10 protein-coding genes and 2 pseudogenes are annotated in these 13,711 nt (G+C 63.2%); 8 read left to right on the top strand and 4 right to left on the bottom strand.

Features of this window, described 5'->3' with window-relative positions; translation table 11 throughout:
* The first annotated feature begins 236 nt into the window (after positions 1-236).
* The 7 genes from C457_RS17465 (at position 237) to C457_RS17430 (ending at position 8,388) form a co-directional block, all read left to right on the top strand.
* A complete protein-coding gene (locus C457_RS17465) occupies positions 237-1,448 on the top strand; it encodes a Tm-1-like ATP-binding domain-containing protein (RefSeq protein ID WP_008096739.1) in 1,212 nt (403 codons plus the stop codon).
* Positions 1,449-1,629: 181 nt separating this feature from the next.
* Positions 1,630-3,048 carry a substrate-binding protein gene (locus C457_RS17460; RefSeq protein WP_008096737.1) on the top strand — a complete coding sequence of 473 codons (1,419 nt, stop codon included), beginning with the start codon at positions 1,630-1,632 and terminating at the stop codon, positions 3,046-3,048.
* A 276-nt stretch (positions 3,049-3,324) separates the two neighbouring features.
* Positions 3,325-4,266: a branched-chain amino acid ABC transporter permease gene (locus C457_RS17450; protein WP_008096734.1), complete on the top strand. Its 942-nt coding sequence runs from the start codon at positions 3,325-3,327 to the stop codon at positions 4,264-4,266.
* Positions 4,263-5,405: a branched-chain amino acid ABC transporter permease gene (locus tag C457_RS17445; protein WP_008096732.1), complete on the top strand. Its 1,143-nt coding sequence runs from the start codon at positions 4,263-4,265 to the stop codon at positions 5,403-5,405. The genes C457_RS17450 and C457_RS17445 overlap by 4 nt, the downstream gene beginning before the upstream one ends.
* Positions 5,405-6,163, top strand: a complete 759-nt coding sequence (locus C457_RS17440; protein ID WP_004971745.1) for an ABC transporter ATP-binding protein — start codon at positions 5,405-5,407, stop codon at positions 6,161-6,163. Before C457_RS17445 ends, C457_RS17440 begins: the two co-directional genes overlap by 1 nt.
* Positions 6,160-6,903 carry an ABC transporter ATP-binding protein gene (locus C457_RS17435; RefSeq protein WP_004971743.1) on the top strand — a complete coding sequence of 248 codons (744 nt, stop codon included), beginning with the start codon at positions 6,160-6,162 and terminating at the stop codon, positions 6,901-6,903. The genes C457_RS17440 and C457_RS17435 overlap by 4 nt, the downstream gene beginning before the upstream one ends.
* A gap of 222 nt (positions 6,904-7,125) precedes the next feature.
* On the top strand, positions 7,126-8,388 hold the full coding sequence (locus C457_RS17430; RefSeq protein ID WP_008096730.1) for an outer membrane protein assembly factor BamB family protein: 1,263 nt from the start codon (positions 7,126-7,128) through the stop codon (positions 8,386-8,388).
* 84 nt (positions 8,389-8,472) lie between these two features.
* Here C457_RS17430 and C457_RS17425 read toward each other — a convergent pair whose 3' ends face one another.
* The 4 genes and pseudogenes from C457_RS17425 to C457_RS17410 all read right to left on the bottom strand — a co-directional run.
* Positions 8,473-9,306, bottom strand: coding sequence for a phosphoenolpyruvate hydrolase family protein (locus C457_RS17425; protein WP_008096729.1), 834 nt, complete (start codon positions 9,304-9,306; stop codon positions 8,473-8,475).
* A gap of 119 nt (positions 9,307-9,425) precedes the next feature.
* Positions 9,426-9,836, bottom strand: a complete 411-nt coding sequence (locus tag C457_RS17420; RefSeq protein WP_008096728.1) for a cupin domain-containing protein — start codon at positions 9,834-9,836, stop codon at positions 9,426-9,428.
* Between the two features lie 928 nt (positions 9,837-10,764).
* On the bottom strand, positions 10,765-11,718 hold the full coding sequence (locus C457_RS17415) for an AEC family transporter (protein WP_004971734.1): 954 nt from the start codon (positions 11,716-11,718) through the stop codon (positions 10,765-10,767).
* A gap of 685 nt (positions 11,719-12,403) precedes the next feature.
* Positions 12,404-12,598: pseudogene (locus C457_RS17410) on the bottom strand (bifunctional 4-hydroxy-2-oxoglutarate aldolase/2-dehydro-3-deoxy-phosphogluconate aldolase); the annotation flags it as partial.
* 787 nt (positions 12,599-13,385) lie between these two features.
* Here C457_RS17410 and C457_RS20980 point away from each other — a divergent pair.
* A pseudogene (locus C457_RS20980) lies at positions 13,386-13,711 on the top strand (fumarylacetoacetate hydrolase family protein); the annotation flags it as partial.

The following is a 13,711-nucleotide window of genomic DNA, read 5'->3' as shown; positions in this document are numbered from 1 at the left end:
CATTACTTGAATGTACTGTCCAGCGGCAAGTCGTGTCCGCATGTCTCGATGCGTCACTAGCCGGTGAACGTTGGACTGACCCCAATATTAATTACAGTCTGTAGTGTTGCCACGATTGCAAGTATGAACCGCGCATGCACACAATCAGTCGCATCGGCGGCGACGCCGCGCGGCGTCGAGGTTTCGAACGACGGGTGCGGACCGACCCGACGCGAGCGGTCCACCGCGGGTGACCGATGAGCGTCGTCATCGTCGGCACACTCGATACCAAGGGCGAGGAGATAGGGTTCGCCCGCGACGTGCTCGAAGGGCAGGGAATCGAGGTTCACCTCGTCGACGTCGGCGTGATGGGAGCGCCCGAAATCGAACCGGACACCGACGCCGCGGCCGTGGCCGAGGCGGGCGGCAGCACCCTCGAAGCGCTTCGGGAGGCCGGCGACCGCGGCAAGGCCATCGAAACCATGGGCGACGGTGCGGCCGTCGTCACATCGCGACTCCACGCGGAGGGCCAACTCGACGGCGTCCTCGGTCTGGGCGGCGGGGGGAACACGTCGGTCGCGACGGCCGCGATGCGCGCGCTTCCGATGGGGGTCCCCAAACTGATGCTCTCGACGATGGCCTCGGGGGACACGGAGCCGTACATCGGCTACCACGACATCGCGATGATGTACTCGGTCGCCGACATCGAGGGGCTCAACCAACTCTCGCGGACCGTCATCTCCAACGCGGCACTCGCGATGGTCGGCATGGTGTCGAACGAGCCGGCCGTCGAGACCGAGGACAAACCGACCATCGGAATCACGATGTTCGGCGTCACCACGCCGTGCGTCCAGACGGCGCGCGACTGGCTCGAAGCGCGCGGGTACGAGACTATCGTCTTCCACGCGACCGGGACCGGCGGCCGGGCGATGGAGTCGCTCGTCGAAGAGGGCGTTATCGACGGCGTGCTCGACGTCACGACGACCGAGTGGGCCGACGAACTGGTCGGCGGCGTCCTGGCGGCGGGTCCGGACCGGCTCGACGCCGCGGCCGAGCGCGGCATCCCGCAGGTCGTCTCGACCGGCGCGCTCGACATGGTCAACTTCGGGCCGAAAGACTCCATCTCCGACGAGTTCGACGGCCGGCAGTTCCACGTCCACAACCCGCAAGTGACGCTGATGCGGACGACCCCAGAGGAGAACGCCGAACTCGGCCGAATCATCGCGGAGAAGCTCAACACCGCGACCGGGCCGACCACGCTCGCGCTCCCGCTCGGCGGCGTCTCGATGCTCGACGCCGAAGGCGAGGAGTTCTACGACCCCGAGGCCGACGAGGCGCTGTTCGACGCGCTGCGCGAGCACCTCGACGACCACGTGGAGGTCATCGAGTCGTCGGCCAACATCAACGACGAGGAGTTCGCGCTCACGCTCGCGAAGGCCATCGACCGCCGCATGCGGGCGGCGGCCTAACCCGGGCGTTTCCGAATCGAGAACGGGACTCGGGGGTCGCCCCCGCTGCCGACGACGTGCTGAGCGCCGACGAGGGGGAGTTCGCGCTCGCGGGCCGGCCGGGTGACCTGATTTCTACCCGGATAATCACAAAGTTTAACTATACCATGACACCATGTCACTACCAGCGTTCCGAAGAAACATGACTGATCAACCAGCGCTAACTGACGAATCCAGGCGACGCTATCTGAAAGCAATCGGGACGGCCGGACTCACGGCCGGCCTCGCGGGCTGTACCGGTGGGGGCGGTTCCGAGACCGAGAACACCGACGGCGGCGGAGGCGACGACTCCTCTGGCGGGGACACGTCCGGCGGCGACGACAGCGGCGAGGACTACGAGGCTATCGGGAACTTCCCGCCCGAGGGAAGCTCCGTGAGCATCGGATTCAACGGGCCGACTTCCGGCGCGTTGGGCCCCGACGGCCAAGACCAAGAGAAGGGCTTCGACCTCGCGGTCAAACACCTGAACGAGGGCGGCGGCCTCGTCGACTACTGGGACCGACTGAGCGGCGACGGCATCATGGGCTACCAGGTCGAGCCGACGAAGGCCGACACCGCCGGGAGCGCCGACACGGCACAGGACAACATCGAGCGGATGATTCAGCGGGACAACATCCAGTTCTGGACGGGCGGCATGTCCAGTACGGTGACGATGGCGATGCAGAACGTCGCCCAGCGAGAGAAAGTTCCGTTCATGGGCGGGAACTCAACGTCCGCCGGCATCTCCGGGGAGAACTGCTCGCGATACTACTTCCACCCGACGTTCCACGCGGAGATTATCGGGATGGCGATGGGCGAGGCCGCGCCCTCGGTCCTCGGCGAGGACCGCTCGCTGTTCCACATCTACATGGACTACTCCTACGGGCAGTCGAACCGCGACGCCGCCCGCAAGTACCTCACCGAACAGGGTCCGTGGGAGGACGCCGGCGGTGCCGCCATCGCGGAGGGCGAGACCGACCACAGCTCCCAGATTCAGGCGCTCGAAGACTCCGGTGCCGACACGCTGTACTTCTCCAGCTTCGGCAACTTCGCCGCCAGCGGCCTCGCGCAACTGCGAGACGCCGGCCTGACCGACGACATCGACGTCATCATCCCGCACGTCAGCGCGTTCACCCTCGACCCGCTCGGCGCGGACGCAGAAGGTGTCCTCGGCATGGAGCCGTGGAACCCGAACGCCGACAACGAGGCGAGCCAGACGTTCGTCGAAGCCTATCAGGCCGAGTACGACGAGACGCCCAACCAGAGTTCGCTGCACACCTACGAGTCGATGATGGTGTACGCGGCCGCCGTCGAAGAGGCCGGCACGTTCCACCCGCCGACGGTGGTTCGAACGCTCGAAGAGTTCGAGTGGAGCCTCGCGTGGGGCGACTCCTCGTACCGGACCTGCGACCACCAGGTCGAGCGCCCGTGGTACATGGTCCGCGGCGTCGGCGACGACCGCGCCGAAGAACTCGGTATCCGGACGGAAATCGTCGAGACGACCGACCCGCTCGTCTACGAGTGCAGCGAGTTCCCGGCGTCGAACTGCGCCATGGGCGACAACGAGTACGGAGACGAGTAACGGCCGGACCAAGCCTCGATACGACGTACCTTACTCCCATTTTCTGCAGTCGATAATCCGCGAGCGGCCATCGGCGTTCTCGGCCGCGCGCACGCCATTCTCCCACTCGACTGCATTCGCGCCGCGCCGACATCCGGGACCGCCCCCGACGAACCCGGAGAGCGGCCCGCTGGCATGCCAGAAGTCAGCGAAACACAAGATTAACATACTGAAGAATTCATGAATAATCGTGCACACCATGAAGTGCTTACTCACATCTGTACCGAGGTGGAAACGATGAATATCGACAGCATCGTCGGGTTCCTCTTCATCGCGCTGAGCGTCGCGTCGCTGTACCTGCTCGTCGCGGTCGGCCTGTCCATCGTGTTCGGGTCGCTCAAATACGTGAATATGGCCCACGGCGTCCTCTACTTGAGCGGCGCGTACATCGGGCTCCTCATCGCGTCGAGCGAACAGTACGGCGGACTGTTGAGCGACTTCGGACAGGTCGGACTCGATTGGGGGTTCATACCCGCGCTCGTGTTGACGCCGGTCGTCATCTTCGTCCTCGGCGTCGCGATGGAGCGTTGGATCGCAAAACCGTTCTACGAGCGAGAACTTCTCGACCAGCTTTTGGTGACATTCGGAATCCTCATCGCCGCTCAAGAGTTAGTCGCCATCCTCTTCGGCCGGACGGGGACCATCTACCCCCGGCCCGAGTGGCTCACGGGCGCGATTTCGCTTCCCCTCATCGGCACGCCGCCGGGGATGAGCGCGGCCTCGACGATACGCGTCCTCGTCGTCGCGCTCACGCTGTTGCTCGTCGCCGGCATCTTCGCGTTCTTCAAATACACCGACTACGGGTTGGCCGTGCGGGCGGGTACCGAAGACTCCGAGATGACGCAGATGCTCGGCATCCGCGTCGGCAGGCCGTTTCTCCTGATATTCGCCGTCGGTGCCGCCTACGCGGGACTCGCCGGCGTCCTCGGCGGGTCGCTGTTCAACGTGACTTCCGAAATCGGCATGGAGATAATTATCCCGTCGCTGGTCATCGTCATCATGGGCGGCGTCGGCAGTTTGCGCGGGACCGTTGTCGGCGCGCTCCTCGCCGGGCTCACCTTCGCGGTGGCGACGGAACTCGAACCGAGCATGACGCAGGCCAGTATCTATCTGCTGGCCATCGTGGTGCTGACGATTAGGCCGAGCGGTATCTTCCCCTCGGCGGAGGTCGGACAATGAGCACGGACAACATCCACAAGACCGTAGACGAAGAATCGTCGTTGATTAGCTGGGACACCTGGGACGGAATCAAACACACCGAGTCGTTCGTCCTCCTGTCGTCGGTGCTGTTCGTCCTGACGTTCTCGTACGCGTTCGGCCGCGCACCGGTCGTTTCGGACATCTTCCAGGGGTATCACGGACTCGCGGTTACGATCCTCATCTGGTCGATATTCGCGCTCGGGTTCAACCTCCTGTTGGGCCAGACCGGCCTCCTCTCGTTCGGGCACGCCATGTTCTTCGGAACCGCGAGCTATGCTGCGGCGCTGTTCGCGATTCACGTGTACAACGACCCGCTGGCAGTTATCGTCGTCGCGACGCTGGCGGCGGTCGCCCTCGGGGCGGTCGCGGCGCTGATTCTCCTGCGTCTCCACACGGTGTACTTCTCCATCGTGGCGCTGGCTATCGGCCAGTTCCTCTACTTCCTCGCCCGAGAACCGCTCGTGGAGATAACCAAGGGCATAAACGGCCTCGAAGTGCCGCGGTCGCCCGTCCTCGGGTTCTTCGAACTGGAACACCAGTACGGCGGCCTCCTCGGCGAACTCGTCGTGAACAACCTCTACCTCTTCGTCGGCGTCTTCTTCGTCGCCGTCGTCGCCTCCATCACGCGCATCCGTAAGTCGCCCTACGGACTCATCTTCAAGGCGATTCGCGAGAACGAGACGCGGACGGCGTTCGTCGGTCTCGACGTCTGGCGCTACAAGTTCGCGGCGTTCCTCCTCTCTGCGTCCATCGTCGGCCTCGCAGGCGGCCTGATGGCCGTCAACACCCAGTTCGCGGGCGTCGAGCGACTCTACTGGTCCGTCAGCGGCGACGTCGTCGTCATGACCGTTCTCGGCGGCCTCGGCACGCTCGCCGGCCCGGTCATCGGGACGTTCGTGTTCTTCTACTTCAAGGGCATCGTCAACGGCTTCCCGACGCTCGGCAACTACTGGCTGCTCCTGCTCTCGCTTTCGTTTACCACGGTCGTGTGGGTCTACCGCGACGGTATCTGGGGGATGACGACCGCCTTCACCGGCGCGCTCCGCGAACCCAGAGAACTGCTTGACTCCCTCACGGGCGGCGACTCGACCGGCGACTCCTCGGGAGGTGAGAACTGATGGCGCTGCTCGAAACCCACGGGCTCACCAAGGAGTTCGGCGGGCTCACGGCGCTCGACGGCGTCGACATCGAAGTCGAAGAGGGCGAACTCGTCTCCCTCATCGGCCCCAACGGGGCTGGCAAGTCCACGCTCATCAACACCATCACCGGTCGGCTGCGCCCGACCGAGGGTGAGGTGTTCTACGCCGGGAACGAACTCGTCGGCATGAAGCCGTTCGAAATCGCACAGCTCGGCGTCGGCCGGTCGTTCCAGACGGCGTCGATTCTCCCGGAACTCACGGTGCGCGAGAACGTGCAGGTCGCGTCGTTCGCGGCCGAACACGGCTCGTTCCGGGTCAACTTCTTCCGCCGGCGGGACTCGTTCGACGAGGTCCAAGCGCGGACGAACGACATCCTGGAGACCATCGGCCTCGACTCGAAGGCCCGGATGGAAGCCGGTTCGCTCCCGTACGGGGACAAGCGGCGCTTAGAGGTCGCCATCGGGCTCGCGACCGACCCTGACCTGCTGTTCATGGACGAGCCGACCGCCGGCATGTCGCCGACGGAGACCGAGATAACGGTCGACCTCATCCACGACCTCCTCGCCGACTGGGGGATGACCATCTTCCTCGTCGAACACGACATGGACATCGTCTTCGACGTGTCCGACCGCATCTTCACGCTCCATCAGGGACGGCTCATCGCGCAGGGTACCCCCGAGGAGATTCGGGAGAATCCGGCCGTTCGCGAGGCCTACCTCGGAGGTGGGGAACAATGAGCCTGCTCGAACTCGACGACGTGCACGCCTACTACGGACCGAGCCACATCCTCCGCGGTGTCTCGCTCGGCATCGACGAGGGCGAGGTCGTCACGCTCCTCGGCCGCAACGGCGCGGGGAAGACGACGACGGTCCGCAGCATCGCCGGGACCGAACCGCCGGCGATTCGGTCCGGGTCGATTCGGTTCGACGGCGACGACATCACGGACTGGCCGGCCGACAACATCGCCATGGGCGGCATCGGCGTCGTTCCCGAGGGTCGTCGGCTGTTCTCCGAACTGACGGTCGAGGAGAACCTCGAGATGTCGAAAATTACCCGCGGCTGGTGGAACACCATCCGCCGGGGCGGCCTCGGCGGCGGCGAGAGCACGATGTCGATAGACGAGCTGTACGACCTGTTCCCGCGGCTCGACGAGCGGCGGACCCAACAGGCCGGGACGCTCTCGGGCGGCGAACAGCAGATGCTCTCCATCGCGCGGACGCTCAGGCTCCCGAACCTGAAGCTGCTGTTGCTGGACGAGCCGACCGAGGGGCTGGCCCCCCAAATCGTCAAGGCGGTAGGCGACTCCGTCGCGGAAATCGCCGACCAGGGGCTGACGGTGCTCCTCATCGAACAGAACGTCCGCGAGGCGCTCCGAATCGCGGACCGCGGCTACGTGCTCGACCAGGGCGACATCGTCTACAGAGGGACCGTGGACGAACTCGAATCCGAAGACCTCGACGAGTACCTCGTCGTCTGACCGCGCCGAACGCGCGCCCCTCGGCGCGACGGACGCGCTCTTTTTCTCCCACCTCGCTTCCGTTTCGGTCCGTTCTCGTTCCGATTTGCTCCGAGGCTCTCGTTCCGCTCTCGTTCCGGTTCCTGCCCCGGCGCTCAGTCTCGCATTTCGAAGTCGGTTCTTCGCCCCGGTCGCCGTCAGTCAGTCGACAATATTATTTCGTGACACTCGAACACACGGGACATGAAACGGACCAACCGACGACGATTTCTCGCCGCGTTCTCCTCGTCCGCGCTCACGTTCGCCGCGGGGTGTCAGCGACCTCCAGTCGCGTCTACGTCGCAGAGCCACCCCGTGTCCGAACCGGTCACCTCGTGGCCGACGTTCCGCGGGGGGCGGTACAACACCGGCTACATCGGCGACGTGTCCCCGCTCGACTCGGAACCCTCGGTCGAGTGGACCTTCGAGGCCGACGGGGCGTTCTGGGGAAGCCCAATCGTCGCCGACGACACCGTCTACATCGGGAGCGCCGATAGCTCCCTGTACGCGCTCGACGCGGAGACCGGCGAGGACCGTTGGTCCTTCGAAGCGGGCCATCGAATCGAAGGGACGCCGGCCTACGCCGACGGTATCGTCTACATCGGGTCGTACGACAAACACCTGTACGCCATCGACGCCGAGACCGGCGAGGAACGCTGGTCCCGAGCGTTCGACGGATTGATTCGAGGGAGCCCGACCGTCTGGGACGGGACGGTCTACACCGGCGTCGGCTGTCACAACCTCGCGTGCGCGTGGTACGCGGAGGAGGCCAACGTCTCGGAGAGCGGCTGGGTGTACGCGCTCGACGCGGAGACCGGCGAGACGGAGTGGCACTACGAGGTCGGAGACGAGGTCGTCAGCAGTCCGGCGGTCACGGACGACCGCGTGTACGTCGGCTCCTCGGACGAGGCGCTGTACGCGCTGTCGCGCTCGACCGGCGAGGTCGAGTGGCGCTACGAGACCCGCGACATGATATGGTCGAGCCCAGCGGTCGCCTACGGCTCCGTGTACTTCACCGACTGGAACGGCAACGTCCACGCCGCCGACGCGGCGACGGGCGAGCGAGAGTGGCTCGCCGACACGGCGGGCCGATACATCTCGGGCTCTGTCGCGGTCGGCGAGGAAGCCGTCTACGTCGGTCACACGCCGTACAACACGCTCGACGACCCGACGACGAACCACGCGAAGGTGTTCCGCTTCGACCGCGAGAGCGGCGCCGAGAACTGGAGCTTCGAGACGCCCGCGCTGGAGGTCGGGAGCAGTCCCGTCCTGACGGAGGACACGCTCTACGTCGGGACGCACCGGCAGTCGGACGGCGACGGGGTCGGCGTCCACGCCATCACGACCGACGGGCAAGAAGAGTGGTTCATGGAAATCGACGGGCGGGGCGTCGGGTCCAGCCCGGCGCTCGTCGACGGGCGACTGTACTTCGGTGGAACCGACGCGAAGGTGTACGCGGTCGAGTAGTCCGACTGTACGCGAGACCGCCTCCGCGACGACCTAGTCACCGCAGCGGTAGCAATCGCTCGAACGAGAACGTCTCGAAAGCCCTCAGAAGTCGATTTCCTTGAACTTGCGCGCTTGATTCTCGATGGCCTCCTCCGTGGCGAGGCGCTCGATGCTCGACGCGCCGAAGAAGCCGACGACGCCCTCGGTGTTGTTGAGGACGTACTCCGCGTCGTCAGGCCACGCGATGGGGCCGCCGTGGCAGATGACGTGAACGTCGTCACGGATCGACTTGGCGGCGTCGTGGTGCGCCTGCACGCGCTCGGCCGCGTCGTCGAGGTCGAGCGCCGTCTCCGCGCCGATGTCGCCGGAGGTCGTCAGCCCCATGTGGGAGACGATGACGTCGGCACCGGCCTCGGTCATCGCTTTGGCCTGCTCTTCGGTGAAGACGTACGGGCACGTCAGCATACCCTGCTCGTTCGCCTCGCGAATCATCTCGACCTCCTTGTCGTAGCCCATGCCGGTCTCTTCGAGGTTCTTCCGGTAGCTGCTGTCCTCGTCGATGAGTCCGACGGTCGGGAAGTTCTGGACGCCGGAGAAGCCGCGACGGCGCAGGTCTTCGATGAACACGCTCATCTCGCGGAAGGGGTCGGTCCCGTTGACGCCGGCGAGCACCGGCGTGTCTTCGACGACCGGGATGACCTCGTGGCCCATCTCGACGACGATTTCGTTGGCGTCGCCGTACGGCAGGAGACCGGCCAGCGAGCCCCGACCGTTCATCCGGTAGCGCCCCGAGTTGTAGATGATGAGCAGGTCGACGCCGCCGCGTTCCGCGAACTTCGCGGAGATGCCGGTTCCGGCACCGGCGCCGATGACGGGGTCGCCGGATTCGATCGTGGATTCGATACGGTCGAGTGATTCAGCACGAGTATACTTCATCCGAGTTGACAGGCCATCGCATACGACTTTAATATTTCGGAAGAATCGACCGGCGGCCGGGCGTCGGGCGAGCGACCCGACCGAAACGGCGTCGATACGAAGTCGCTCGTCCGCGCGAATCAGTTGTCCGGGAACTCGCCGGGCGGGAAGACCGTCGCGTCGTCGTCCTCGCGAATCACGGCTTCCGGGCCGGGCGGGCAGTACACAGCGAGGAACCGAAGCGGCTCCCACGAGGTGTTGATGGTGCTGTGTTCGACGCCACTGGGGATGTGAACCATGTCGCCCGCGCCGACCGTCCGGGTCTCGTCCTCGATGGTCTGTTCGCCCTCGCCGCCGAGGATGTACAGTATCTCCTCGCTATCAGGGTGGGTGTGTCGCTCGTGGCCCTTCCCGGGTTCGAGCAACACGACGCCGGCGCTGAACCCCTCGGAGCCGGTGACCTCGGGTGTGTTCATCCACTTCAGCGTGCCCCAGTCCAATTGAATCGTCTCTACGTCGTCCGCCTGGACGAACCGCTTTTCGGATACCATGACGTGTTGAGTCAAACAGTATCAATTATTAAATATTTTGGTGGTCGGAACGCGGTCAGAGAGCCCGCCGAGCGCCAACGAGGGCCCCAAGCATTTTCGAGAGGAAAACGACGGTGTGGGGCCGAAATGAGCGAGTTTCGCTACAGAACCGGCAATAGATAGCCTCAAACGCCGATTCACTCCGATTCGAACCGTCAGTACCCGCGTGGCCGGACCACTCCGTTTGCGTGTTGTAAATTATTAATACATCAATATAATCGCCGAGCAGAGCGTGAACGTCCCCACCGGTGACCGAACCATGAACGCCCCCGAGACCGAGCGTAATCAGGCCGAGGTACAGGAGATTATCCGCCTCGTTGAGCCCGGGAGACTGTTCGCCTCACGCGGGCGATGCGGATTACGACCGGTAACACGACCGTCGTTCTCGTATCGAGAGTGAGTCGCGTGGTGACGAGCGGGGCGGCCGCTAAACACTCATTTTCATATCGAGAATGGAGGCGTACAAACGCGAGTGCGGTGTCCCTCGGAGTCGACGCTCGACCCGCATATTCAGTCGAGATTACAGGCGTATATCTGTAACAATCCCATTACAGTCATATGATTGTAATTCAGTGTGCCATCGTTCGCAGTTTACGAGACGTGGAGAAGACCGCAGTGGGGTCACCAGTCGGTTCTACGCTGTACCGTCCCGCGTAGTGTCGAGCGGATTCGTGGCGCTGGCACTCTCCTGACACCCACCTGAGAAGCGACTGCCGCTACGGCTCGCCGCGTTTACGAGACAACAACCAGCGCGACTCCGTGGTGCGCCGCGAGACCCTTGTTCGAGGTTCACGCGAGAAGTGGACCGGGTATCAGAAACGGTGCTTTCGAAATGTGAATCTAGAGCGTTCGTCGATAACGGGCCCGAATACCGCCGTCCCGAGGTTACTCAGAACAGCGCCCCCGCCTGCAAGACCGCCACGAGAACGGTCAGGACGGCGACGCTGGCGACGGTGGTCGTAAAGATGGTCGTGCTGAGGTACTCGGGGGCGGTGATACCGTCGACCGCCGTCTCGTCGGCGTACTCGATGGTGAGCGCCAGCGGGATGACCGCGGCGGGAGTGGCACACTCAAGGACGAACACCTTCGCGACGGTCGGGTCGCTGAACCCCAACGCGAGCGCGAGTCCGAACCCGACGAGCGGCGCGACGACGAGTTTCAGCGCCGTCGGCGCGAGCGACCGCGATATCACGGACACGTTGGTCTCCGCCAGCTGGATGCCGAGGATGAGCAACATGACCGGAATCGACGCGTCGCCGACGAGTCCGACGGTCTCCATGAGCGCCGAATCGGCCGGCGGGACGAGACCGAGCGCGCGGGCGATGACGCCGGCGATGATGGCGTACAGGAGAGGGAGACGGAATATCTCCGTGACTGCGTCGAGAACTCCGCTGTCGGAGCCGTTGGACGCGATGTAGACGCCGAGAGTGTAGACCACGAGGTTCTGGATGGTGAGGTAGATGACGGCGGTCGTTCGTCCGACCTCGCCGAACGCGAACCCGGACAGCGGGATGCCGACGAAGCCCGAGTTCGGGAACGCCGCCGCCAGCATGAGCGCGCCGAGGAGCGGCCCCGACTCGCCCGCGAGCCGGCCGACGCCCCACGCGATAGCAATCATGAGGAGCGCGTAGCCGACGACGCCGACGCCGAGTTTGAGCACTTCACCGCCGTCCAGGGTCGTCGTGGCGATGCTGTGGAACGCCAACGCCGGGATGAGAACGTACAATCCGAGCGTGTTTATCGGCCCGACGTCGATGTCCGTCGTTCGTGCTAGGAGATAGCCGACGACGGCGACGCCGAGAATCGGGAGAATCGCGTTCGTGAACGCCCCCGTCAACGACATAGTTGGCCCCCCGAGGAGGGTCGGTTCGGCGGTCGGACGGGGTCGACTGAGACTCTGCGCTGTCGCTGTCGGCTCATGTCACTTCCATATTGCTTCTGGTATAAATAGTATCGGAGACGGTTACGTGCGGGGTCGGAGACCGTTGCCGACGAGGACGGCCGACGTCAGAATTTGGACGGTCGCTTCCGAAGGCACGCATCAGATTGTGCTCAAAATATGCAATAACAGTTCGGGGAAGATTCCTAGTCGGATGGCGAATCGAACTGATTGAGTTGTATTGATTTCCAAAAATTAATAGTTAGTCCTAGATAGAACATGGAAATAACACGATGAAGCTATAATCTCGGTGGGGCCACACTATACAAAATTGTTTAGGGAATCCAGATTATTTAGAATATTCAGATTTTCTGAATGGCGCTACAATATTTCTACAGATATACAATTCAGATGGGGCAGAGACCCATCGAGAGCCCTCCCTGCACCTCGGACGACACCAACACAGGTTGGGTGGCACGAACAGGAGAGAGACTGCAACCCGTGATATCTCAAACACGGTCGGAATTCCCTCACCCGCAGATGGAAGAGGTGTCAGTCGATATACCCTGCAACTCGGTCGCACCCACTGTAGTCGAACGTGACGCACCGACGAGGCAGTAACGAAGCACGGCCTCGAAACCGGCCGAATTTACTTGGTTCGGGCGGCCTCGACGGCCGCGCTGAACGCGCGGGCGTTCGCTTCGATAACGCCGAACTCGCCGACGTTGTCCAGTCCGACCCCGCCGGTCGGGACGGTCGGGATGTGGCCGAGGGGACCACCGAGCGCCGAGACGAACCCCGGTCCGAGCGTGCCGGTGGGGAACACTTTCACCATGTCCGCGCCGTCGCCGCGTCGAAGACGGTCCCCGCGGTGGCCACCCTCAAGTGGGCTGTAACTCAACGGCACAGGCACACAGTTCGGACCGCGCACTTGGCTACCGACTTCGGCCCCGCGTCCTTCGTCGCCGAATTTACACAGGCCACCATTGGCTCTCAAGTGGAACGTTCCCTTCGGGGCACGTAGGGTGATCCGTGATTCGACCGTCGACAGACAGACACCGATATTCGAGATTGTGTTCCAAACTAGAGAACGTCGTTTAAAAAGTGGAGTTTTCGGTCCTCTATAGGCTCTTCACGGCCAGTTGTGAGTTCGAACGAGACTTCTCGTACAATACTACGATTGTAATGGTTTGGTTCAGAAACGGAGTCATTCAGACCTGCCACGGAGGAGATCAGCGTGGTTTCGGGACACTTCATTCTGAAATCAAGAATGTCTTATCAAGTTCTAACCACCGGTGTTCGGTTCGATAAACGGCGCGAACCAACGATATCCGAACACAGACACGGCTAACAGCCCCACGCCATCCGATGGGAGAGAGAGTGTGTATGCTCGTTCTAACATCCATAGCCGATTTCGCGTTTACGGATGTGCAACGAAACTGCAGTTTTCAGCATCAGCCGACATTTTCTGCCAGTTCGTTGCAGGTGGTTCCGCCGAGCCGATGACTCGGGACAAATTTATTCTGTGATTCAGAACGTGAGCGTTCGTCCCCCGGACTGCGGAGACAACGTGTGGTGCAAGACACCACAGAACATAATTTTATTAGATTTGGTTATAAACCAGGATTCGAATGCAGTACCACCAGCTTGAGGTGTCGGGAGAGCGCTGTCTCACGGCAACTCGCGACTCCACGACGTACGACCTCACGACCGCCGACCAGGACCTNTATCGCCCGAATCCCAATCGACCGACTCGCCGCTGAACTCACCGAAAACGCCGACGTCGTCGACCAAGAGTTCGTCGACCAGCACGTGACCGTCCCGGTCGACGCCGAAGAAGTCTGGGCGGCGGGCGTCACTTACCAGATCAGCGAGCAGGCGCGCGAAGAAGAGAGTTCCATGCCGGACATGTACTACGACGTGTACGATGCCGACCGGCCGGAGATTTTCTTCAAAG

It is taken from the genome of Haloferax prahovense DSM 18310, assembly GCF_000336815.1.
Lineage (GTDB): Archaea > Halobacteriota > Halobacteria > Halobacteriales > Haloferacaceae > Haloferax > Haloferax prahovense.
Note: the sequence above shows the minus strand (reverse complement) of the source record. Positions and strands in the feature narration are given on the sequence as shown.